25 protein-coding genes and 1 tRNA gene are annotated in these 21,396 nt (G+C 37.0%); 6 read left to right on the forward strand and 20 right to left on the reverse strand.

The annotated features are described in order from the left end of the window. Window positions 1-17: 17 nt before the first annotated feature. The 6 genes from mraY to IGK86_RS10520 all read right to left on the reverse strand — a co-directional run bounded on the left by mraY (window position 18) and on the right by IGK86_RS10520 (window position 5,745). Entirely contained in the window at window positions 18-983 is a 966-nt protein-coding gene (gene mraY / locus IGK86_RS10495) for a phospho-N-acetylmuramoyl-pentapeptide-transferase (RefSeq protein WP_002355894.1), read from the reverse strand. A gap of 27 nt (window positions 984-1,010) precedes the next feature. Further along, window positions 1,011-3,239, reverse strand: a complete 2,229-nt coding sequence (locus IGK86_RS10500) for a penicillin-binding protein (protein ID WP_016617627.1) — start codon at window positions 3,237-3,239, stop codon at window positions 1,011-1,013. Continuing rightward, window positions 3,239-3,646, reverse strand: a complete 408-nt coding sequence (gene ftsL / locus IGK86_RS10505) for a cell division protein FtsL (protein ID WP_016617626.1) — start codon at window positions 3,644-3,646, stop codon at window positions 3,239-3,241. The genes IGK86_RS10500 and ftsL overlap by 1 nt, the downstream gene beginning before the upstream one ends. A gap of 16 nt (window positions 3,647-3,662) precedes the next feature. Continuing rightward, window positions 3,663-4,619, reverse strand: a complete 957-nt coding sequence (gene rsmH, locus IGK86_RS10510; protein WP_010774092.1) for a 16S rRNA (cytosine(1402)-N(4))-methyltransferase RsmH — start codon at window positions 4,617-4,619, stop codon at window positions 3,663-3,665. Window positions 4,620-4,633: 14 nt separating this feature from the next. Continuing rightward, on the reverse strand, window positions 4,634-5,119 hold the full coding sequence (gene mraZ / locus IGK86_RS10515; RefSeq protein ID WP_002383402.1) for a division/cell wall cluster transcriptional repressor MraZ: 486 nt from the start codon (window positions 5,117-5,119) through the stop codon (window positions 4,634-4,636). Window positions 5,120-5,352: 233 nt separating this feature from the next. Further along, the gene (locus tag IGK86_RS10520; RefSeq protein WP_002383401.1) at window positions 5,353-5,745 is read right to left on the reverse strand and encodes a DUF3397 domain-containing protein; all 393 of its coding nucleotides are present in this window, start codon (window positions 5,743-5,745) and stop codon (window positions 5,353-5,355) included. 244 nt (window positions 5,746-5,989) lie between these two features. Here IGK86_RS10520 and IGK86_RS10525 point away from each other — a divergent pair, with 244 nt between their 5' ends. Both IGK86_RS10525 and IGK86_RS10530 read left to right on the forward strand, forming a co-directional pair. Beyond that, window positions 5,990-6,955 carry a magnesium transporter CorA family protein gene (locus IGK86_RS10525; protein ID WP_002383400.1) on the forward strand — a complete coding sequence of 322 codons (966 nt, stop codon included), beginning with the start codon at window positions 5,990-5,992 and terminating at the stop codon, window positions 6,953-6,955. A gap of 67 nt (window positions 6,956-7,022) precedes the next feature. Beyond that, complete coding sequence (locus IGK86_RS10530; RefSeq protein ID WP_002383399.1) at window positions 7,023-7,133, forward strand: DUF4044 domain-containing protein; 111 nt, start codon at window positions 7,023-7,025, stop codon at window positions 7,131-7,133. Between the two features lie 91 nt (window positions 7,134-7,224). On the opposite strand, the gene recN is transcribed toward IGK86_RS10530, so the two are convergent. The 11 genes from recN to IGK86_RS10585 all read right to left on the reverse strand — a co-directional run bounded on the left by recN (window position 7,225) and on the right by IGK86_RS10585 (window position 16,357). Further along, window positions 7,225-8,898 carry a DNA repair protein RecN gene (gene recN, locus IGK86_RS10535; RefSeq protein WP_438742424.1) on the reverse strand — a complete coding sequence of 558 codons (1,674 nt, stop codon included), beginning with the start codon at window positions 8,896-8,898 and terminating at the stop codon, window positions 7,225-7,227. A 17-nt stretch (window positions 8,899-8,915) separates the two neighbouring features. Further along, on the reverse strand, window positions 8,916-9,365 hold the full coding sequence (locus IGK86_RS10540; protein WP_002358881.1) for an arginine repressor: 450 nt from the start codon (window positions 9,363-9,365) through the stop codon (window positions 8,916-8,918). Window positions 9,366-9,503: 138 nt separating this feature from the next. Then, window positions 9,504-10,319 (reverse strand): TlyA family rRNA (cytidine-2'-O)-methyltransferase, encoded by an 816-nt coding sequence (locus IGK86_RS10545; RefSeq protein WP_002364633.1) that lies wholly within the window; start codon window positions 10,317-10,319, stop codon window positions 9,504-9,506. Window positions 10,320-10,332: 13 nt separating this feature from the next. Further along, window positions 10,333-11,214: a polyprenyl synthetase family protein gene (locus IGK86_RS10550; RefSeq protein ID WP_002355879.1), complete on the reverse strand. Its 882-nt coding sequence runs from the start codon at window positions 11,212-11,214 to the stop codon at window positions 10,333-10,335. Next, a complete protein-coding gene (locus tag IGK86_RS10555; RefSeq protein ID WP_002355878.1) occupies window positions 11,214-11,444 on the reverse strand; it encodes an exodeoxyribonuclease VII small subunit in 231 nt (76 codons plus the stop codon). Before IGK86_RS10555 ends, IGK86_RS10550 begins: the two co-directional genes overlap by 1 nt. Window position 11,445: 1 nt before the next feature. After that, window positions 11,446-12,792 carry an exodeoxyribonuclease VII large subunit gene (gene xseA, locus IGK86_RS10560; protein WP_016617625.1) on the reverse strand — a complete coding sequence of 449 codons (1,347 nt, stop codon included), beginning with the start codon at window positions 12,790-12,792 and terminating at the stop codon, window positions 11,446-11,448. Window positions 12,793-12,801: 9 nt separating this feature from the next. After that, window positions 12,802-13,647 carry a bifunctional methylenetetrahydrofolate dehydrogenase/methenyltetrahydrofolate cyclohydrolase gene (locus IGK86_RS10565; protein WP_104877112.1) on the reverse strand — a complete coding sequence of 282 codons (846 nt, stop codon included), beginning with the start codon at window positions 13,645-13,647 and terminating at the stop codon, window positions 12,802-12,804. 102 nt (window positions 13,648-13,749) lie between these two features. Then, a complete protein-coding gene (gene nusB, locus IGK86_RS10570) occupies window positions 13,750-14,202 on the reverse strand; it encodes a transcription antitermination factor NusB (RefSeq protein WP_002355875.1) in 453 nt (150 codons plus the stop codon). Continuing rightward, entirely contained in the window at window positions 14,195-14,626 is a 432-nt protein-coding gene (locus IGK86_RS10575; RefSeq protein WP_002355874.1) for an Asp23/Gls24 family envelope stress response protein, read from the reverse strand. The genes nusB and IGK86_RS10575 overlap by 8 nt, the downstream gene beginning before the upstream one ends. Window positions 14,627-14,958: 332 nt before the next feature. Then, window positions 14,959-15,279 carry a MazG nucleotide pyrophosphohydrolase domain-containing protein gene (locus IGK86_RS10580; RefSeq protein ID WP_016617623.1) on the reverse strand — a complete coding sequence of 107 codons (321 nt, stop codon included), beginning with the start codon at window positions 15,277-15,279 and terminating at the stop codon, window positions 14,959-14,961. Between the two features lie 13 nt (window positions 15,280-15,292). Beyond that, window positions 15,293-16,357 carry a M24 family metallopeptidase gene (locus IGK86_RS10585; protein ID WP_025193988.1) on the reverse strand — a complete coding sequence of 355 codons (1,065 nt, stop codon included), beginning with the start codon at window positions 16,355-16,357 and terminating at the stop codon, window positions 15,293-15,295. Window positions 16,358-16,528: 171 nt separating this feature from the next. On the opposite strand from IGK86_RS10585, the gene IGK86_RS10590 reads away from it, so the two are divergent. Next, window positions 16,529-17,344 (forward strand): metallophosphoesterase, encoded by an 816-nt coding sequence (locus tag IGK86_RS10590; protein ID WP_010826901.1) that lies wholly within the window; start codon window positions 16,529-16,531, stop codon window positions 17,342-17,344. Window positions 17,345-17,414: 70 nt separating this feature from the next. On the opposite strand, the gene psiE is transcribed toward IGK86_RS10590, so the two are convergent. After that, the gene (gene psiE / locus IGK86_RS10595; RefSeq protein ID WP_002355869.1) at window positions 17,415-17,867 is read right to left on the reverse strand and encodes a phosphate-starvation-inducible protein PsiE; all 453 of its coding nucleotides are present in this window, start codon (window positions 17,865-17,867) and stop codon (window positions 17,415-17,417) included. 420 nt (window positions 17,868-18,287) lie between these two features. On the opposite strand from psiE, the gene IGK86_RS10600 reads away from it, so the two are divergent. The 3 genes from IGK86_RS10600 (at window position 18,288) to IGK86_RS10610 (ending at window position 19,902) form a co-directional block, all read left to right on the forward strand. Continuing rightward, the gene (locus IGK86_RS10600; RefSeq protein ID WP_438742428.1) at window positions 18,288-18,536 is read left to right on the forward strand and encodes a hypothetical protein; all 249 of its coding nucleotides are present in this window, start codon (window positions 18,288-18,290) and stop codon (window positions 18,534-18,536) included. Between the two features lie 126 nt (window positions 18,537-18,662). Continuing rightward, a complete protein-coding gene (locus IGK86_RS10605; RefSeq protein ID WP_002377500.1) occupies window positions 18,663-19,106 on the forward strand; it encodes a DUF6978 family protein in 444 nt (147 codons plus the stop codon). 28 nt (window positions 19,107-19,134) lie between these two features. Beyond that, window positions 19,135-19,902 (forward strand): DUF1828 domain-containing protein, encoded by a 768-nt coding sequence (locus IGK86_RS10610; protein WP_002377502.1) that lies wholly within the window; start codon window positions 19,135-19,137, stop codon window positions 19,900-19,902. 211 nt (window positions 19,903-20,113) lie between these two features. Here IGK86_RS10610 and IGK86_RS10615 read toward each other — a convergent pair. Then, window positions 20,114-20,187, reverse strand: a tRNA-Ile gene (locus IGK86_RS10615). Between the two features lie 93 nt (window positions 20,188-20,280). Continuing rightward, a complete protein-coding gene (locus IGK86_RS10620) occupies window positions 20,281-21,387 on the reverse strand; it encodes an SH3 domain-containing protein (protein ID WP_438742243.1) in 1,107 nt (368 codons plus the stop codon). Between the last annotated feature and the right edge of the window lie 9 nt (window positions 21,388-21,396).

A 21,396-nucleotide genomic window follows, 5' to 3' on the forward strand; every position in this document is an offset into this window, starting at 1 on the left:
ATTTCCCCTTTGATAGATTAGAAAAGAATCCATAATGTGATTCCTGAACAGATTAAACCGACAGACCAAAAGACAAAATCAATTTTCCATTCAGACCAACCACACATTTCAAAATGGTGATGAATTGGTGACATTTTAAAAATCCGTCGACCAAATAATTTAAATGAAGCAACTTGTAAAATAACACTTGCTGTTTCACAAACGTAGACAAGTCCAATTAAAAGTAGCGTCCATTCTTGATGCAAAATAATTGAAATTGCTGCTAACAATCCACCTAATGCTAATGAACCAACATCACCCATGAAGATTTTTGCTGGTTTTCTATTATAAGGGAAAAAGCCAATCAGCCCACCAATCACACTTAGGCAGATAATCACAACATCAAATTGTTGTTGTTTCCAGGCAATAATTGCATAAGTACCAAATGAAATTGTTCCTAAACCAGCAACTAAGCCATCAATCCCATCTGTCAAATTCACGGCATTAGAAAAACCGACTAACCAAAAAATAATAAACACGCCATAAAAAATACCTAACGGAACTTCTGCTACTCCAAACAAATCTAAGGTGTCTGAAAAGCCTTCACTTCGATAAACAAAGTAGAAAACCAACCCACCAAAAATTTGACCAATTAATTTTTGACGAGAATTCAAGCCCATGTTCCGTTTTTTAAAGACTTTAATGAAATCATCCAAATAACCTAGCAAACCGTATAACACTAAAATAAATAGAATAATTAGTAGAGACGGCGTAAATTGGTGGAAAAATAACCCCATTGCTAGCGAAGTAATCAAGCTGGCTACAAGGAAAACGACTCCACCCATTGTAGGGGTACCTGTTTTCACGCTATGCCAAGTTGGGCCATCTTCACGAGTAACCTGCCCTTGTTTTTTCATTTGAAAATAGCCAATGAATAGTGGCATTACGCTCACTGTAATGGCAAAACTCACCACTATGGGAATAAAAATCTGTGTCCACTCCATGTTATCTCTCCTAATTATTCTACGTTATTATTCTGTGCCTTCTAAAGTCACGGTTAATTTTTTCTCCGTAATTTCAGTTTCAGCAGCGATACTTTGTTTCGTCACATAGCCTTCACCTTTAAACTCGACAGTCAAACCTAATAGATCGCCAAACTTGGTAACATCGCTCTTCGACCAGCCGGTTAAATCAGGCATATAGTTCGTTCCATTTGTGATCAAAATCAATTTCTGATTAGGCATTAATGTTTGACCAGACGGCGTTGATTGTTTCTTGATTTTTTCACCATCACCGATAATCACAGGATCCACCCCGTTCACTTTGGCATTGGCCAACGCTTCCGCTGGTGTCATGTTTTTATAATCAGCAACTGTGACTTTATCAGAAGCTACTTTCGTTGTTTCCGGATCTGTCTCTTTAATGTCTAACGCTAATTTCATTAATGGATTTGCAATTGCCGCCATTGCTTCTGAAGGCGAACCTGATTTTGCTTGTCTCAGTGTAATATACAAAACATATTCAGGATTATCCGCTGGGACCATTTCCACTACAGAAGACAAGACTTGACTTGCTCCATCAACGTACCCTTTACCATCTGAAATCTGCGCAGTTCCTGTTTTGGCAGCAACATGATAGCCTGGCACTTTATAAATATCATACGCAATCCCGTAAGTCGGGTCTTCAACAGTATCAATCATGTACGTACGAATCTGTTGAGCTGTTTGCGCTTTGATTGGGGTTCCTACGATTTGTGGTTCCGTAATCGTTTCTTTTCCTGTATTTTTGTCAACAATTTTGCTGATGTAATGAGGTTGCAACATTGAACCGTCATTTGCAATAGCTGAGAAACCTTTCATCATTTGGAAATTAGTAACCGTAATCCCTTGACCAAAAGCTGAATTGGCCCGATCAACAATATTATTATCTGGAAGTTTCCCAGTGTGTTCTGAATTTAAACCTGAATGTGTGCTTGAACCAAACCCAAATTTTTTCAAATATTCGACCCACTTGTCGCCACCCATTCGTTGTTCCAAGTTCACCATTCCGATATTACTAGACCAAGAAATAGCTTGCCGATAAGTTAAAGACGTTTTGTCTTTTAAATTGCCGACATCATGGTCGTTAATCGTGGTGTCACCAACAGTGATACCACCTATACGGTTAAATGATTCATTTGGATTAAACAATCCTTGCTCAATGGCCGCCGCCGACGTAAATAATTTAAGCGTTGAGCCAGGTTCATACGGACTTTCAACCAATAGGTTCTGCCACGTGCCATTATTGTCTAATCCTTGTTTCGTTTCAGGATTAAATGTTGGCCGTTGAGACATGGCAACAATTTCGCCTGTTTTTGCTTCCATTAACATAGCAGTCATAGAAACTGGTTCATATTTTTCATTAACTTGCGTCATCAAATCTTCTAAGGTATTTTGCAAGCGACTATCTAGCGTTGTGTAAATATCTTGACCATCCACTGCTTTTTTCTCTTCCGCCACAGTTCCTGGTAAGGCATTACCGTAAATATCTTTTTCAAAATACACACGGCCATCGGTTCCGCTTAAAATATCATTATAGGCCTGTTCTAGTCCCATCGCGCCTACTAAGCCTTCTTTATCATCATCTGGATTGGCTGCTTTTGTATAGCCAATAAAGTGAGAAGCAAACTGCCCATTGGGATATAATCTGGCTGGATGTTCATTGAAATAAACACCTGAGATTTTTTTCTTTTTCAAATCTGCTTCAATTTTTTGGCGTGTTTCCAAGGTGATGTTTTGACCACCCGTACCAAATTCCACTTGATATTGTGTTGACCCATCTTCATGGATCCCATTATTCAAGTATTTCAATGCTGTTTTTTTGTCTAGTTTGGTATATTTCGCTAAAATTTCAGCAATATCATCGAAGTCTTTTTTCTCCGCATAAAGCTTTTCATTATTTTGTCCCGTATATTTTTTTGATAATACGACATATAACGAATAGGAAGTAGCATCTTCTGCGATTGGATTACCATATCGATCTAAAATTGATCCTCGCTTAGCTTTTACCACTTGGCTTCCTTCATATAGAGAAGCTGTTTTTTCCTTTAGTGATACACCTGCTACTTTGCCTGTTGCCACAATGTATGTCGTTCTAAAGGCAAATAAAAAGAACAATCCAATACTCGTAGCGAATAAAATGATGCCTACTTTTTTACGATTGTTCATCGGATTTAAGTTTTTCTTTTTCATGAATTGTTTAAATTTATGTCTTTTACTCATTATTTAACAGTCCTAACATTGTCGCCGTTATTTTCTAGTCCTTGTTTTTTAGCGACATCTTTGATTCGATCTGATTTAGAAAGTTCGCTTCTTTCTTGTTCCAATTTCAAAGCGTTATCTTCCTTTTCTTTAATGACTGTTCGTGTATCTGTAATATCGTTCATGGTTTGGACAATTGTCGTTCTTACTTGAATTGTCGCAATTGCAATACCAATCGTTGCACAAACTAATACAACACCGATTAATTTTTCTAGTAAAGAGACATTTTTTAGTTTCTTTTTGGGTAATAGAGCGGGGACAGGTAGTGTTTCCTCTTGCATTTTTCTGTCTTGCTCTGTTGCCACAGTTGGCTGATCCATTTCTGGTGCTTCATAATGGAAATCATTTACTTTCTTCAATTCAGCCATGTGTCTACCCCTCTCTCTAACTAGATTTTATTTTTTCGGCAATGCGTAACTTCGCACTTCGTGAACGATTATTCTCAGATAACTCACTGTCACTTGGTAAAATTGGTTTTCTAGTAATTACTTTTAATTCTGGTTGAAATTCTTCTGGTACCACCGGAATGCCTGGTGGCAAATCTTGTACCGTACTGTATTCTTTAAACATTGTTTTAACGATACGATCTTCTAACGAATGGAACGTAATCACACTGATTCTGCCATTTTTCGCTAGCAAATCAATTGCTTGTTCTAGCGACTCTTCAACTGCCCCTAATTCATCATTAACGGCAATGCGAATTGCTTGGAAAATTCGTTTTGCAGGATGTCCACCTTTGCGTCTTGCTGGAGCTGGAATCGCCGTCTTAATAATCTCAACGAGTTCACCTGTTGTTTCAATTGGCTGCTTTTCACGAACACGTTCAATTTCTCGAGCAATCTGTTTCGAAAATTTCTCTTCCCCATAACGAAAGAAAATTTTTACTAACTCACTATAACTATACGTATTCACCACTTCGCGAGCCGTCAAGGGTGCGTCTTGATCCATGCGCATATCTAAGGGCGCGTCTTGATGATAGCTAAAACCACGTTCTGCTTCATCTAATTGTGGTGAAGAAACACCTAGATCGTATAGAATCCCATCAACGTGGAACACCCCATGTTCTGCCAATTCTTCTTTAATATTTCTAAAATTTGATTTGATGAAGGTCACTTGACCTTTGTCTACATATTTCTGCAAACGAGTCTTAGCATGTGCCAACGCTTTTTGATCTTGATCAAAGGCATATAAATGACCGTGCTCATTCAATTGTGTCAGTAAGTATTCACTATGTCCGGCACCACCGAGTGTGCAATCTACGTATACGCCATCCGGCTTCACTTGTAATCCATCCACTGTTTCTTTTAAAAGAACAGTGTAATGGCGAAATTCTTCAGTCATCATTTGCCTCATTCCTAAAATCCAAAATCAATCATTGTTTCTGCTAATTCATCAAAGTTTTCTTCAGCTTCATCAGAGAATGCATGCCAACGTTCGTCACTCCAAATTTCAATTCGGTTAGAGACGCCGATAACAACACAGCCTTTTTCTAAACTGGCATGTGTTCGTAAATTCGCTGGAATATTGATACGACCTTGCTTATCAATCTCACATTCTGTTGCAGCGGAATAAAAGAATCGCACAAAGGTACGTGCATCTTTCTTAGCTAAGGGCATTTCTTGAAGTTTTGCTTCAAGTTGTGACCATTCATTTAAAGGATAACCAAATAAACAGCCATCCATCCCTCTCGTTACCACAAATTTTTCACCAAGTTCCTCACGAAACTTTGATGGAACGATTAGGCGGCCTTTGGCATCGATATTATGTTGGTATTCACCCATAAGCATAGCCAATACACCCGCTTTTCCACTTGATAGAACAAGTCTACCACATCCCACCACTTTCTACCACTATAAATCTAAAAACTTCTATTTTTTAACTGTTATTTAAAATTTCTGTAATATTTACAGGGTTTTATGTAACAAGCTTCACCCAACAAAAAATGTTATTATAACAAGGTTTTTACTATGTTTTTTATAAAATAACCCCCAAAATAACAAAAAAACCCCACGGAGTGGGGAGTTGTGGGGGACATTTTCCCACAGCGTATTTCCCCTATTGTCTCCACGCTTTATTACAGTAGATAATGACTGATATTTAGCAAGATAAGCAACACATACAACACAAACGTTAGTAAAAACGTCAACCGCCAAAACATCTTGAAATATCGTCTATATAAAATCTCTCCATAATAATAAGCTTGAAACAGGGCAACAGCGACTCCTAATAACAAAATAGAAATCACAAAATACGGCATAATCGATTCATCATAACTATCTTTGGATAACTCATGGATCCCTATGAATAAAAACGGAATGGCCAAATCCGGTGCTTTTATTTTCCAACGTTCCGTTAGGGAAAAAGTGGACACGAGAAAATTGCACGCAAAGAGCACAATTACCGGAAAAATATACCAAAATAACATTATTGCCGAAAACGACACCATTCTCTCAACAAATCCTTTCATTCCACCTGCTATAACTATACTTCATCAACGTTACACAGATGTTTCATTTCGTTTAAATATATGTGCTAAAAGCCCTTTTTGCTTGCTTTTTCATATAAAAAACGGATTACTTATCAAACCATTTTCAAAACGAGGCCTCACCTATCGCGGCCACTTATTTTTGAATGTTTTTTATAAGCTTTTCTTCTCGTATTGTGTCATACTTCTATTATAATGGATTTAGAACAAAAAATGTTGATTCGGGGTGAATCTTTTGATTAATTATTTATTATTGAAAAATGACTATTTTGAACCTTGTTCACCAGACGATGAAGCCCTAAGTTGGATTTCGGTAGAATCTCCTACAGAAGAAGAAATCGAGCGTCTCGTCAATCAATACCACTTACCAACAGATTATCTTACCGGCGTTTTAGATGATGAAGAAAATGCTCGAGTGGAAGGTTTCCGCCACGAAAAATTACAAACGCCTACGTTACTTTTATTTCGTTATCCCAAAGCTAGTATCAGTCCTAGTGGCTATCTGCAAGTAGAAACGGTGCCGATTGCTTTAATCGCAACCGTCGATAACAAACTAATTACTGTTAGCAATGGGCCTAACGACATCGTTCATGGGATTCAAAAAGAGGCGTTCACGCATCAAGATCTTTCTATTGAAAAGGCCTTAATTTTAGCCCTTTCATGGAAGATGGCCCTTTCCTTCAATAAAAACTTACAAGCACTTATCCAACAAACCAACAAACTTGAAGGAGAGCTCCAAGTAGCCACAGAAAATAGTCAATTGTATCAGATTATGGACATTCAAAAAAGTCTAGTTTATTTCGAAGCAGCTTTAACGGATAATTTAAAAGTATTAAAACGTTTATATAGCGCTGAAATTTTTAATCATCCAGAAAAACATTTGCCATTTTTAAGGGATATTTTGATTGAACTAGAACAAGGACTAAATACGACTAAAATACAACTAAAATTAGTTGATAACATTAGTAATACTTTTTCAGCAATCGTCTCAAATAACTTAAATAATGTCATGAAAATTTTAACATCCTTAACAATTGTCCTAACCATCCCGACCATCATCGGGGGAATCTACGGCATGAATGTGAAACTCCCTTTTGCAGAGCATGAATATTCTTTTTGGATTATTTTTGCTATCACTACCTTAATCTGCGTAATTAGTATTCGAATTTTAAAGAAAAAGAATCTCTTATAACTTTAGGTTGCTGTTTTCAGGAAAAGGTTGTACACTATTAGCAGAAATTAAAAAGGACGTGTCATTTATGAACGACAAAGAACAAAGTCGCTTTTCAAAAATCACGAAAGTCGTGGTTTGGCTAATGCTGATCGCAATTGTAGGTTCAACTGTTTTAACAGCGATTCTTAGTCTTTAAACTGGAGAACTTTTTCACACATTAAAAGTAAAAAAACAGCCCCTTCTATCAATTGAAGGGGCTGTTTTTTTTACTTGCTCAAATAGAGCGGCTATTTTTTCGCCATCGCCAATAGCTCTTGTGCATGTTCAATGGTTAATTTCGTAATTTCACTTCCTGCGAGCATACGCGCAATTTCGTTTACTCGCTCTTTTTCAGATAAAATTCGGACGCTTGTTTCTGTCCGACCCGCCACAATTTCTTTTTCAATAAAATAATGTTCATCGGCAACGGCCGCCACTTGTGGCAAGTGCGTGATACACAACACCTGCGAATTTTCTGAAATTTGATAAATTTTATCGGCAATCGCCTGTGCTACACGGCCACTGACTCCTGTATCCACTTCATCAAAAACAATACTAGTGATCCCTTGCGTTTGAGAAAAGATTGTTTTCATAGCTAGCATCACTCGCGAAAGTTCTCCGCCAGAAGCCACCCGAACTAACGGTTTTAATGGTTCCCCTGGGTTAGTAGTAATATAAAATTCTACTCCGTCTAAGCCATTTTCTTGTAAATGCTCAAGTTCTGTAAAACGGACTTCAAATTCCGTTCGCTCCAAATATAGTTCTTTTAATTCGGTTAAAATTTGTTGTTCGAGCTCTTTGGCTAGGCGCTTTCGTTCTTTTCGTAAAGCTAATGCTTGTTGATGAGCGGCTTGTTGTTTCTCTGCAAGCAACGCTTCTAAGTCACCTGTACCACCTTCCAAAAAATCAGCCTCTGCTAACTCTTTGGTGATTTCTTCATAGTAAGATAAAATCGTTTCGATTGAATCGCCATATTTACGTTTCATTTGACGGATTAATTCCAAACGATTTTCTACTTCATTCAAGCGGCCTTCGTCTAGTTCTAAGCCATCAATCAACCTAGAAAGATCTCCACTGGCTTCTTGTAGTAAGTAGTAAGCATTTTGAACAGTATCTGACAATGTTTTATATTCTGAATCAAGGGATTCAATCGAAGCGAGTTCATTCATACTTGTTCCGATTTTATCCAAACTACTATCGTCTTCACCATTTAGCGCGGCATAACTAATCGTCAGTGCATCAGCAATCTTTTGAAAATTGTTCAGTTTATTGCGTTCTTCTAACAATTGTTCTTCTTCGCCAGCGACTAACTGTGCACTAGCAATTTCATCACTTTGAAAATGAAGCATGTCCATTCTTTGGGCAAATTCTTTTTCATTTTTTTGTCGCTTTCTGACTTTGGCTTCGAGTGCGCGATACTCTTGATACACCTGTGTATATTTTTCTTTGACTGCTAAAAGTTTTTTCCCACCAAATTCATCTAACATATCAATATGGCGTTCACTTTGCATCAATTCTTGATGTTCGTTTTGGCCATGAATATCTACTAAATATTCCCCAATTCTTTTTAAATTAGTAATGTTGACAATCCGTCCGTTGACACGGCAAACATTTTTACCAGAAGCGGAAATATCTCGTTGAATCACTAAAGAATCTTCTTCTGTTTCAATACCTAATTCTTCTAATAATTTCTTTAATTCTTGACTTTTCGGCATTGAAAAAAGTCCTTCTAAGGTGCATTTATTTGCTCCTTGACGAATATAATCACTGGAGCCGCGTCCGCCTGTGAGTAATCCCATTGCATCAATAATGATGGATTTCCCCGCACCCGTTTCTCCCGTTAAAACGGTCATACCCATTTGAAACTCTAATTGTAACGAAGAGATAATCGCAAAATTTTTCACGGAAAGTTCTTGTAACATCTTGTTCACCTCATTCTTTATAGATAGCTTAACAGCTCTTTATGAAGTTTTTCTGCTGCTTCCTCAGTTCGTGCAATCATGAGGACACTATCATCATCGTTGATGACGGCAAAAAGTTTCTCTTGGTAATTCTTTTCGATTAAACTACCACACGCCGCCGCATTGCCAGGAATGGTTCGTAATACGACATATTTTTCCATTTGTTCTGCAGCTACAAAGGCATCTTTTAAAAGCTTTGCAAGTTTAGCACTCGTATTAGCTTGTGTTTCTAATGGAAGGCTATATCGATAACCCCCTTCTGCAGATGGAACTTTGATCAGTTTCATATCTTTAATGTCGCGAGAAATTGTTGCTTGTGTTACAGCTACGCCCTTTTCTTGTAAGTAGTTGACAAAATCTTCTTGCTTTTGAATATTTTTTTCAGTCAATAAACGTGTAATTAAACGGTGTCTATCTTGCTTTCTCATGGCGCCGCTCTCCTTTTCAGTTTACTCTTGCCCTCATCATAGCTTATTTTTATGCATTTTAAAAGATGAATTACTAGATTTATACAAAAAAGAAGCTTTCACCTATAGGCGTCCACTTCTTTCTTCTAACTTTTCTCATCATTCCGCTAATTTTTGATGCGCATGCGCGACAACTTCTTCAATGGATTCTGGCGCTTGATAGGATCCTTCCCCTTCAACAGAAACTAAATGTGCCAAAAATTCAATGTTTCCTTCGCCACCAGTGATTGGTGAAAAATCTAAGTTTTTCACATCATAACCGTTATTCATGGCAAAGCGTGTAATTTCCTCCACAACCATTTGATGGGTTTCTGGATCACGCACGATTCCTTTTTTCCCAACAAACTCTTTGCCAGCTTCGAATTGTGGCTTAATTAACGCCACCACACTACCACCTTTTTTCAAAATATCATGAAGAGGTGGCAAAATTAAGCGTAATGAAATAAAGGAAACATCAATCGTTGCAATATCCGGCACCCCTTCGGTGAAATCTTCGGGTTTACTATAGCGAAAATTGGTACGTTCCATTACCACCACGCGTTCATCTTGCCGAATTTTCCATGCTAGTTGGTTATAGCCAACATCTAAAGCGTAACTCAAACGAGCCCCATTTTGTAAAGCGACATCGGTAAAACCACCTGTGGAGGAGCCAATATCTAGCATTGTTTTGCCTTGAACGTTGATTGCAAAAACATTTAGTGCCTTCTCTAGTTTTAAGCCCCCACGAGAAACATAAGGCATTACTTGGCCCTTAGTATGTAAGGGTGTCTCCACAGAAATTTTTTCCCCTGGTTTATCTAAACGTTCATTTTTATCATTGTAAACCAAACCAGCCATCACGCTACGTTTGGCTTTTTCTCGTGTTTCAAATAGTCCTTGATTAAACGCCAAGACATCGACGCGTTCTTTTTTCATAAGTGCCTTCTTTCTATCTCAATTGTAACTGAGTTAACAAGTTTGCTAAATGTTCTTCTGAAAAGTTGGGAACATTTGCTTTGATTTTTTCTAAAACAGCGCTGCCTTCTGCTAATTGATGTGTTAGCGCATCTTTCGCGCCAGCAATCCCTAGAAGAGCTGGATACGTACTTTTATTCAACGCTTCATCTCGGCCTACTTTTTTACCTAAATCTGCTTCTGTACTTGTGGCATCTAATAAGTCATCACGAATTTGAAAAGCCAAGCCATAGTGATGCGCAAACTGTGTCAGTAAACCAATGACTTCTTCTGTTTGATTGGCTAATACGCCCCCAGCAATTAAGGCGAATTCAATTAGCGCTCCAGTTTTCTTTTCATGAACAGCCGCTAACTCTTCTAAAGTCAAGCTGACTTTTTCTCCTTCAATATCCCCCATTTGGCCGGCAACCATGCCTTGATTCCCCGCTGCCTTTGCCAGTTGTTGCATCAGTAAAACTTTTTCACTTAAGCCTAATTGACTCAAAGAAAGTAACTGAAATGCACCTGTTAATAAGCCGTCCCCTGCTAAAATGGCAGTCGCTTCACCAAACACTTTATGATTGGTTGGTTTGCCACGACGTAAATCATCATCGTCCATTGCTGGTAAATCATCATGAATTAATGAATACGTATGAATCATCTCTAAAGAGGCAGCCACTTGATAGTCTTGTGTTTCCATCTCTTTTTGAAAAGCGGCCACTGTTGTTAACACTAATAGCGGGCGTAATCGTTTGCCACCTGCGTGTATTGAGTAGAGCATTGCTTCTTTCAAACGCTCATTTTCAGTATATTCTGCGATAAAATCGACCATGACTTTTTCAACCAACGGTAAATGCTGTTGACTAAAATTCGTCATTACGCTTCCTCGCTCTCTTCAAAAACAATTTCTTCATTGTTTTCTGTCATCATTTTCGTTAAAGTTTTTTCCGCTTTTTCCAATGTATCTTGACATTGTTTACTTAATGCCATGCCCTCTTGAAAGGCAGCTAAGGCTTCTTCCAAAGGAACATCTCCTCGTTCTAAGCGCTGAACGATTTCTTCTAAGGCATTTAATGATTCTTCAAACGTTTTTTCTTTTGCTGGCATGTTAAAACTCCTCTTTTTTCGCTGTTATTGTTTCGACGTTTGCTTGAACTGTACCGTCAGCATAATGAATCGTTAATTGATCTGCTGGCTGTAACTCGGTAACAGTTTTAACGACACGGTCCTCTTTTGTAGTATAACTATATCCTCGACCCATAATTTTGAGTGGGCTGAGTAAGTCTAATTGTTGAACAGCAGACGTGAATTGCTTTTGTTTGTTTAGGAACAATTGTGTCATTTGTGTTTGCAAGTTTCGTTGTAAAAATGCCAATTGTTGCTGACTTTCTCTTAATTGTCCCTTTGGTGTCTGTTGTTGCAATTGAGCGATAATTCCTTGGGCTTGACGTTGTTTTTGGTGATGAATCGTTGTCATTGCTTGGAAAAGACGTTGCGTCATTCGATCTAATTTAATCGTTTGACCTTCATAAAGTCGCTCAGGTTGCTTAAACACATAAGAATTTTGTAGTCGTTGGAAACGTTCTGTTCGTTGTTGCAAGAGATATAAAAAGCTTTGTTCTAAACGACTACGCCGTTCACTAATTCTTAATAGTTCTTCATTTAAAACTGGTACCGCTAGTTCCGCTGCTGCCGTTGGCGTTGCTGCACGAACATCTGCTACCATATCGGCAATTGTCACATCTGTTTCGTGCCCAACCGATGAAATAATCGGTGTGGTGGCAGCATGAATGGCCCGAGCCACTTTTTCTTCATTAAATGGCCATAAATCCTCGATTGAACCACCGCCACGTCCGATGATCATCGTATCAAAATCGCCTTGCGCATCGGCTCGCTGAATGTTCCGCACAATGTCATCCGCCGCCTGATTGCCTTGGACCAAGGTTGGAAAAAGGACCAGTTGTGCAATCGGATACCGTCTTTTGACTGTCGTAATGATATCCCGAATAACAGCACCACTAGGACTTGTAACCACAGCGATTCGTTTGGGATAACGAGGCAACTGTTGTTTAGGCCCTTCAAAAAGTCCTTCTTTTCCTAGTTTTTCTCTTAATTCTGCCAATGCTTGATAAAGTGCACCGACACCATCTGGTTCCATATGTTCAATATAAATTTGATAGGAGCCGCTGTTTTCATAAAGCGAAATCCGCCCCACCACCATGACTTTCATGCCTTCTTTTGGTTGAAACTTCAATTTTTGAAAGGCTGATTTAAACATAATTGCAGAAATCTTCGCATGGTCATCTTTTAAACTGAAGTACTGATGCGCGTTCGCTCGGAAGCGAAAGTTCGAAATTTCACCTGTTAAATAGACACGTCCTAAATAAGGGTCTGCATCAAATTTACGTTTTAAATACTTCGTTAAGGCTGTTACTGTTAAATACTGTTGCGTCATTTTTTCACCTTACTTTTGTTTTTTTGCTGCCTCGACTGTTTGATACATTAACATGGTAATCGTCATTGGGCCAACACCTTTGGGAACCGGCGTGATATAGCTTGCAATTTCAGAAACTTCATCGAATACTACATCACCAATCAGTTTTCCTTCTTGATTGCGATTCATACCCACATCAATCACTACCGCACCTGGTTTCACGAACTCTTTGGTGACAAAATGCCCGCGTCCAATTGCTACAACTAAAATATCCGCTTCTTTTGCAACTTCTGCTAAATGTTCAGTTTTAGAATGGGCAATCGTCACGGTCGCATTTTTCATTAACAATAATTGTGCCATTGGCTTGCCAACAATATTACTTCGACCAATAACCACCGCACGTTTACCTGTTAAATCAATATCATAGGCTTCAAACATCTTCATAATTCCATACGGCGTGCAAGGAATCATTTCAGGTTTGCCTACAAACAAACGGCCTAAATTCATTGGATGGAACCCATCTACATCTTTTTTGGGATCAATTGCTAATAAAATCTTTTCTTCATCAATATGTTTTGGCAAAGGTAGTTGTACAAGAATGCCATGAAAGCGTGAATCTTGATTATATTTGTCAATCTCAGCCAATAATTCTTCTTCTGAAATAGTTTCTGGCAGTTTTTCGACCTTTGACAGAATGCCAATTTTGGCTGCTGCACGTTCTTTATTTCTCACATACGTTTGGCTGGCAGGATTTTCCCCAACTAATAAAACAACTAATCCTGGTTGGATGCCTTGTTGTGTCATCTTTTCTACATCTTTTTGAATCTCTGCTTGCATTTGATCTGCTAATTCACGACCGTTAATTACTGTACTCATTCCTTCGCTCCCTCTATTGTTTCTTTACTTCTTTAATAGTATTTATTTTAGCATATAACCCAGTATCTTACACCAGTTAGATAGTAAAAAAAGATTCAGAGCTTACGCCTCTGAATCAATTTCTTTCATTACATTCGATAACACACCATTAACAAATTTACGTGAACGGTCGTCGCTGTATTTTTTACTTAACTCAACGGCTTCATTTAATGCCACAATGTTTGGCACATCTGAAACGTATAGCATTTCAAAAATAGCTAAGCGTAAAATAACAATATCTATTTTTGCTAAGCGTTGCATAGACCAGTTATTACCTAAATGGTTCGTAATCACTTCGTCTAGTTCTGCTTTGCGGCTACACACACCGCCGACAAGTAAATCTAAATACGTAGGGACTAGGTCTTCGCCATCTTCACTGACGATTTCCCGATTATCATAAGCCAATGCATAATCAATGGCATCTTGTTTGGTTAAATCAGCATTAAAATCTAAAGGAAAAAGGGCTTGGAGCGCTTTTTCACGAATCTCGTGACGGGTTAATTCTGTTTTACTCATTCTCTTCTCCATCTTCATCTTCTGGGAATAATTCATTTAAGTCTGGTTGAGGGATTTTTTCAGGTACTACCGCTACAACATGAATATTCACTTCAACTAAATCAATATCTGTCATAAATAAGACTTGTTGTTTCACACGGTCTTGCATTTCTAACGCAACTTTTGGTACAGAAACACCGTAGTTCAAGTAACAATAGATATCGACTTTTAAGCCTTCTTCTTCTGTTCGTAAATATACACCTTTGCCGTGTGCTGCACGGCCTAATAATTCATTCACATTATTGGCGAACGTGCCACGCATCCCATAAACACCCTCTACTTTTGAAGCAGCGATTCCGATAATTACTTCAATGACTTCAGGAGCGATCACGATTTCTCCTAAAGAATCGTTTGCATTGATTACAAGATTTTTTTCTTCTGACATTTGGTTGTCCTCCTTATCTATTACGCACAAAATCGTTAAATAAACGATTTATTTGATGAATCACTAAGTCTCTTAAGGATTCTCTTTTAAGCAACGGATGATTCTTAAAAATTAAAACAACACTGGTTTCTTCAGTTAGTTGTGAAAGAACGTCCAAATTTTGCTTATCAATACTCGTTCTTAGTTTATCATTAATTAGCCTATTTCGCTACCAGAAAAGCTAAGTTCTGACTAAAAGAACAGATAATTTCTTGTCATAAATTTCTAATCCAAGCCTTTAGACGTAAAAATAAGAAAGACCAAGTAATTTTGGCTTTCTTATTTTTACGTCTTTATTCTTCAGGATAACGTTCCATTAGTTTCGTCCGATGCTTTTGCATAATCATTTCCAAAGAGATGTCATATTTATCCGCTAAAATAAATAAATTATCCAACACATCGCCTAACTCTCCCGTTAAATTTTCCAGATTCTCTTCATCCGCCAAAACTGTTTCATCCGGTCGATCACGGCCAATTTCAATTGTCCGAATGGCCCGACACACTTCGCCGACTTCTTCTGTTAAAAAGTTGGAGCGAATAAACGGATCATATTGATACCAGTTACGTTTTTTATAAAACGCGCTAATAAACCGCTGATACTCTTGGATATCCATGTTCTCCCAACCTTTATAAAATGATTAATTCTTTTGGCGCATGTGTTAATACACGATTACCTTCAGCAGTAATCAATAAATCGTCCTCAATACGCACGCCACCAATTCCTGGAAAATAAATTCCAGGTTCGTCCGTAATCACATTCCCTGGTACAAACTGTTTGTCTGCTCGGAATGAAACATTTGGTCCTTCATGAATTTCTAACCCAATGCCATGACCAGTGCTGTGACCAAACGCATCGCCATAGCCATAGGAAGCAATATGATCCCGTGCAATCGCATCTAATTGAATGCCCGTCAACCCAGGTTTAGCTTCTGCTAACACTTTTAATTGTGCTTCTAAAACAATATCATAAATTTCTTTTAGTTTTGGCTGAATACTACCAATAGCGAATGTCCGTGTCATATCAGAAACATAGCCTTCATAATAACAGCCGAAATCCAAAGTGATTAAATCACCTTTTTCGATGACTTTATGGCTAGCAACGCCATGTGGCATCGCTGAACGTAGACCGCTGGCCACAATTGTCTCAAAAGAAACACCACTGGCTCCTTTTGAACGCATGAAGAAATCTAATTGATTAGCCACTTCAATCTCTGTCATTCCAGGTTTAATCATCTCTAAGACAAAGGCAAATCCTTGATCCGCGATGGCACACGCTTTTTCAATAATCGCTACTTCTTCTTCATCTTTCACTTCTCTTAATTCTTCAATCAAACCCATTACAGGAACTAATTCACATGGTAAAATTTCTTCCAATAAGCTATAATCAGCGAAACTAACTTGCGTTTCTTCAAAAGCTAAATTATCTAATTGCAAACGTTCAGCTAAATCTGCTACTTCGTCAAAAATATGTCCTGTGTTTTTAACGATAGTAAAACCAGTTGCTTGTTCCGCAGCTTGTTCCGTATAACGAAAATCCGTTACAAAAAAAGCTTTATCTAATGTAATCATTGCCAAGCCTGTTGTCCCAGTAAAATTGGTTAAATAACGTAAATTATACGGACTTGTCACTAAAAATCCTTGTAAATTATTTTCTTTCATTAACTCCCGTAGCTTTTCGACTCTTGCCATCATTGGTTCGACCTTCTTTCTTTTTTCTCATTTTTCATTATAGCAAATTTACTTCAGAAAAGCATGAATCACCAAAAAACTTCATCGAGAAAGTTTACTGAAAATTTTACCTTTCCTTATTTTTTGCTTAACACTTTTGTAGTAAACTAATTTAGCGACTTCAAGGAGGAAATTATGAACGTTTATTTATTTCTGGCACTATTTTTCATTATTATCGGCATTTTAAGCTATAGTTTTTTTATTGAACCTAACTGCTTAGTCATACACAAAAATCAAATTAAAGTAACAGAATCAGGTAAAACTTTACGGATTGTTCAACTCTCTGATATTCATTTAAAAAAGAATTATTCTGTGAAGGCCTTAAAACAGATTGTTGAAAAAACAAATACATTACAACCAGACATAGTCGTTTTTACAGGAGACTTATTTGATGATTATGCCCGTTTCGGTATCGAAATTCAGGATGAAGTGAGTCAACTTTTCCGTAAAATTAACGCCCCTTATGGCAAATTCGCTATTTATGGCAACCACGAGTATAGCGGGTTAGATACCAATTTTTACGAAACAATCTTAGAAGCTGCCGACTTTACCGTACTAAAAAACACGGGCAAATTACTGCCTGTTTCACACCACATCTCCTTGTACGTCGCTGGTTTAGAAGATTCGTTATATGGACAAACCGACTTAGCTGCGGCTTTAGTCAACCGCCCTACTGGAACGCCCACTCTGCTACTAACCCATGAGCCAGATGTCGCAGACTCAGCAGTCAACAAAAACATTGACCTCATTTTAGCAGGACATAGTCACGGCGGACAGATTCGCTTGCCTTTTTTCACTTACAAAAATCAGCTTGCTAAAAAATATACACATGGGCTTTATCATTTAGAAGATGAAACGCCGCTAATTGTTCACCCAGGAATCGGAACCACTAAAATCAGCGCACGCTTCGGTGTCTTACCAACAATTGAACTGATTGAGTTAACTATTTAACTATGCATTAAAAAGACCGCCCCACGTTAGAGAAAAATTCTCACGTTGGACGGTCTTTGATTATGTTCGATTAATGATGAAAATCTTGCTCGTGATCTTCTTCTACTTTCGCTTTTCCTAGCGTATAAAATTTGCTGCCATTTAACCCGAGAATAAATAGCACAACCACTAGTAAAAGAATTGATAAAGATAACAATAAGGTCTGCAAGCCATCGCCATGTGCAACCATTAATTGACGTAAAATTGCGGTTAAACAAATTAAAATCAAATAACGAATCGGAATATGGTGTCCTTCTTGAATATAGCGAAGAATCATCATAATAAACTCAAATAACATAAAGAATGAAATAATTTCTTGCATGATAACTGAAAAATTATCCGGCGTCATTGGCTTCATGAGATATGTAGCGAGGTCAACTAAATAACTAGCCATAAATACTAATAAGAAAACTCCTAAAATCCCTAATACAATATCCAAAATCAAATTCACGTACTTCTTTACTACACTAAAATTCTTCTGCATAATACCCTTCTTTCTTTTGACTCAATTATTTTATAACATGCTTGTTATTACATTAAATATATCATCAATTAACCTTGTCAGACAAGCAGTTAAACCCAATGTGAGATTTTTTTTATTTTGAGATGTTTCTTCATTTTCCGGCTAACCCTTTATGCAAGACAAAAAAAGCTGAATCCGCAGATTCAGCTTTTTAATCGTATTAGTTAGCTACTGGATAAACTGATACTTTAAGATTTATTTTTTCTAATAATCCCTAACTTTATTCAACGCTTATAAAATAGGCATTTGTATTAAGTTCTATATTCTGATAATTCCTATATTTTCTTAAAAAGTATGGTCAAAGTATGGTCATTTCATACCTAGACGAATAAAAATAATCTTAATATAATATAGTTAACTACTAGCAAGGAGTTGATTTCTATGAAACCAAATTATGTAGGAACAATTCATAAAATTAAGGTATTAACTACTTATCCAGAAATGTTAGTTCGCTTTTCTTTGCAGACTCAAAAAGAGACTATCAACTGCATTATTTCTAAAAAAGAATTAGCAGATGAATTACTCATGTTACCTGATGGCACAGAGCTTTCTGTTTATGGTCACTTAAACAAACGAAAGCAACTTGTAATTGATAAAATGCTTGTAAGGAAATCTTTGATTAGCGCATAAAAATAAACCTTATTCTAATTAAGAAAACGAAGCTTGTTTTAATGTAGAGTGTTGAAACGTACGTTCTTGTTGATATATTAGTATTTCAAAGTGTATAATTTATTTATTACAATGTGGAGGTTTCAAATGAATCAGCAAGAAGAGTTCGACATGCTATTTAGTTGCTTAAAGATAATTGACGAAGACAAACTTAACTTTCCAGAAGTTGGATCACAAAATTATCATAATTTATATAAATATCAGAACAAAGAAGAAAAATTCAAATTATTAATAAATAGAAAAGGCCATTTAAATAAACAGAATCTAACATATATAATGAATTCCCAACGTTTAAAAGGATTATTAGTTCGTTTAGATATGACAGGTCCGCCTCATATAGGTATAGATGGCAAAAAAATAGATACTCCGCATGTTCATATATTTGATAAAAATCATAACTTTGGATCAATTGTTGAACCTCTCTCAAGAATATCTAACATTATTATTAAAAATGAACTTCGTGATAGTTTGGAAGCATTTTTAGTGTATAATAATGTTGATTTGAAGAATAAAAATATTCCCCATTTGTAAATATTACACAGAAAAGGAGCTGATCAAGTTGAAAGATAGCAAAACTTTCATTTCTGATTATGTAAATTGGTTAAAACAAGAATACTCTTTCAATAAACTTGATCAAGCAGATGAGGTTATTACTCCATTTGTTAACCATATTAACGATCGTATTAGAATATACCTTCAGTATATGTCTAATGATAAAATCAGAATATCGGATGATGGAAATACTATAAATGAGTTGGAAATGCTAGGCATTGATTTAAATACTAAAGTCAGAACAAAACTTATCGAGAACGTTTTGAATAACTTTTCTGTTAATCTGGAAAACGATATTTTATTTATAGATTCTGATCCGTCAAATTTTCCTACTAATAAACACAAGTTAATTCAGACAATTCTACGAGTTTATGATCTTACAATGACTCAAAAGAAGAACATCATAAATCTTTTTAACGAAGAAGTTCAAGAATTTCTCTTCGATCATGATTTTGCTGGCAACGTTGGAGCAAAATATACTGGGGGATCTGGAATAGATTATCAAATCGACTATTCCTTAGGACCTACAAAAAAGAGGCCTGAGATTTTTATTCAATTCATTAATAACTTTAATTTTAACTCAATAACAACTGAAAGTTTTATTTATGATGACTTAAAAGAGGCTCGTTCTTCTGATAAAACAAAATTTAGTTACAAAATAATAGCAAATGATGATGAACAAAAACTTTCTACAAAAGCATTAACCGCAGCTCGTGCTAAAAACATCGATGTTATCCCGTGGTCTGATAAAAAAACAATCCTCTCTTTAAAATAAATATGAAATAAAAAAAGACCAGACGAAAAAAGCTTGCTCTCAATTAAGAGCAAGCTTTTTTGTATAATCTTCCAGACTATCTAGACTATATAGGTGTAAAAATATTTTGCTTTAGGAAAAGTTGTTGATATAAGCTTTATACTAAATTATTTAGAAAAATCAAAAGTAATTCAAAAGAATTGACTTTTCATAATACTGTTAACGTGTTTTATGGACCATGATGGATTCGAACCATCGACCGAACGGTTATGAGCCGTTTGCTCTAACCAACTGAGCTAATGGTCCTGAAAAGAGCCGCCTTTGGGAAGGCGACTCAAGAGAAATTTAAATAAGTGTAAGTTTATTCTAAACTAAGGGTTACAGAAAATCAAGCTGTTCTTAATATCCAGTACCCCAAGTGTTTGATGGATTGCCATCATTTGGACCAACAGGAATGTAAATTCTAGTTCCGTTTGAATCAGAACCACCTAAAAAAACATAGCCATCTGCTACACGAACTGAATCATACTTAAAAGTAGAACCTTTCGGCCATACTCCGTAAACGGGCGCTGACAAGCTCGGCGCACCGTTGCGAAGAACAATGCCTTCATTTACGCCAATGGTGAATGTTTTAGCTGGTGTTGGTTTGCTACTTTCCCACAATTCCGCAATATCACCATCGTTTGCATAACCTAGTAATTTGCCGCTGTTTTCGATACGATATAAATTTTTACGACCGTCTAGTTTTTGTGTAATTGTTCCAACTTGCGTCCACAAACTATCTGCATTGATATGTTGGCTAATTGGCGCATCTGGATTTTTGTAGATTGTTGTGAAGCGAACGTGTTGACCTACTTTATATTTTGGTGCGTTCGGCTTTCCAGGGTTCACAATCGTTTCTGAGCCATCTTCTGGCAATCCTGTTTGCAAATCTTGGGCTAACTGTGCCTTATTGATGCCCCACTGCGCTAAATATCCGTAAGGGTCTGTATGATCACCCCACCAAGTTTTAGACACCCAATCGTGCGATACAATTCCGTATCCTGTACCATCATCTAAATCAAATGTTGCGCCGATTTGAGTTGCTAAATCGCGAATCAAATTAACATAGGCTGCATAGTCTTTCTTGAACGTTTCTTTGTTATTCGTTCGTGCTAATTCGATTTGAGCATAAGCTTTTGCATTCGCTGTTGGTCCTGCGCCCCATTGAATTTGTCCTGCTGGTGCTAACTGTTTCACTCGACCACCAGAACCAACAAAATATGAAACATACGCATTTTGCCAATTCCGTTTCATATATGCTGTTTCATTATCTAAACTGTTTGGACCAACATTATTTCCATTTCCTGACTCATGCAATACAATCAATTCATTGGTTGCATAACCGGGAAAATAGCCGCCAAAATTGATTGGGTCTTGTTCAATTTGATAAGCATTTGCGCCAATCGGTAACATCAAACCTAATGTCATTGCACCAGCTACTAATAATTTAACAGTTTTTTTCATAAAAACACC

The organism is Enterococcus sp. DIV1206 (assembly GCF_051712485.1).
Lineage (GTDB): Bacteria > Bacillota > Bacilli > Lactobacillales > Enterococcaceae > Enterococcus > Enterococcus faecalis.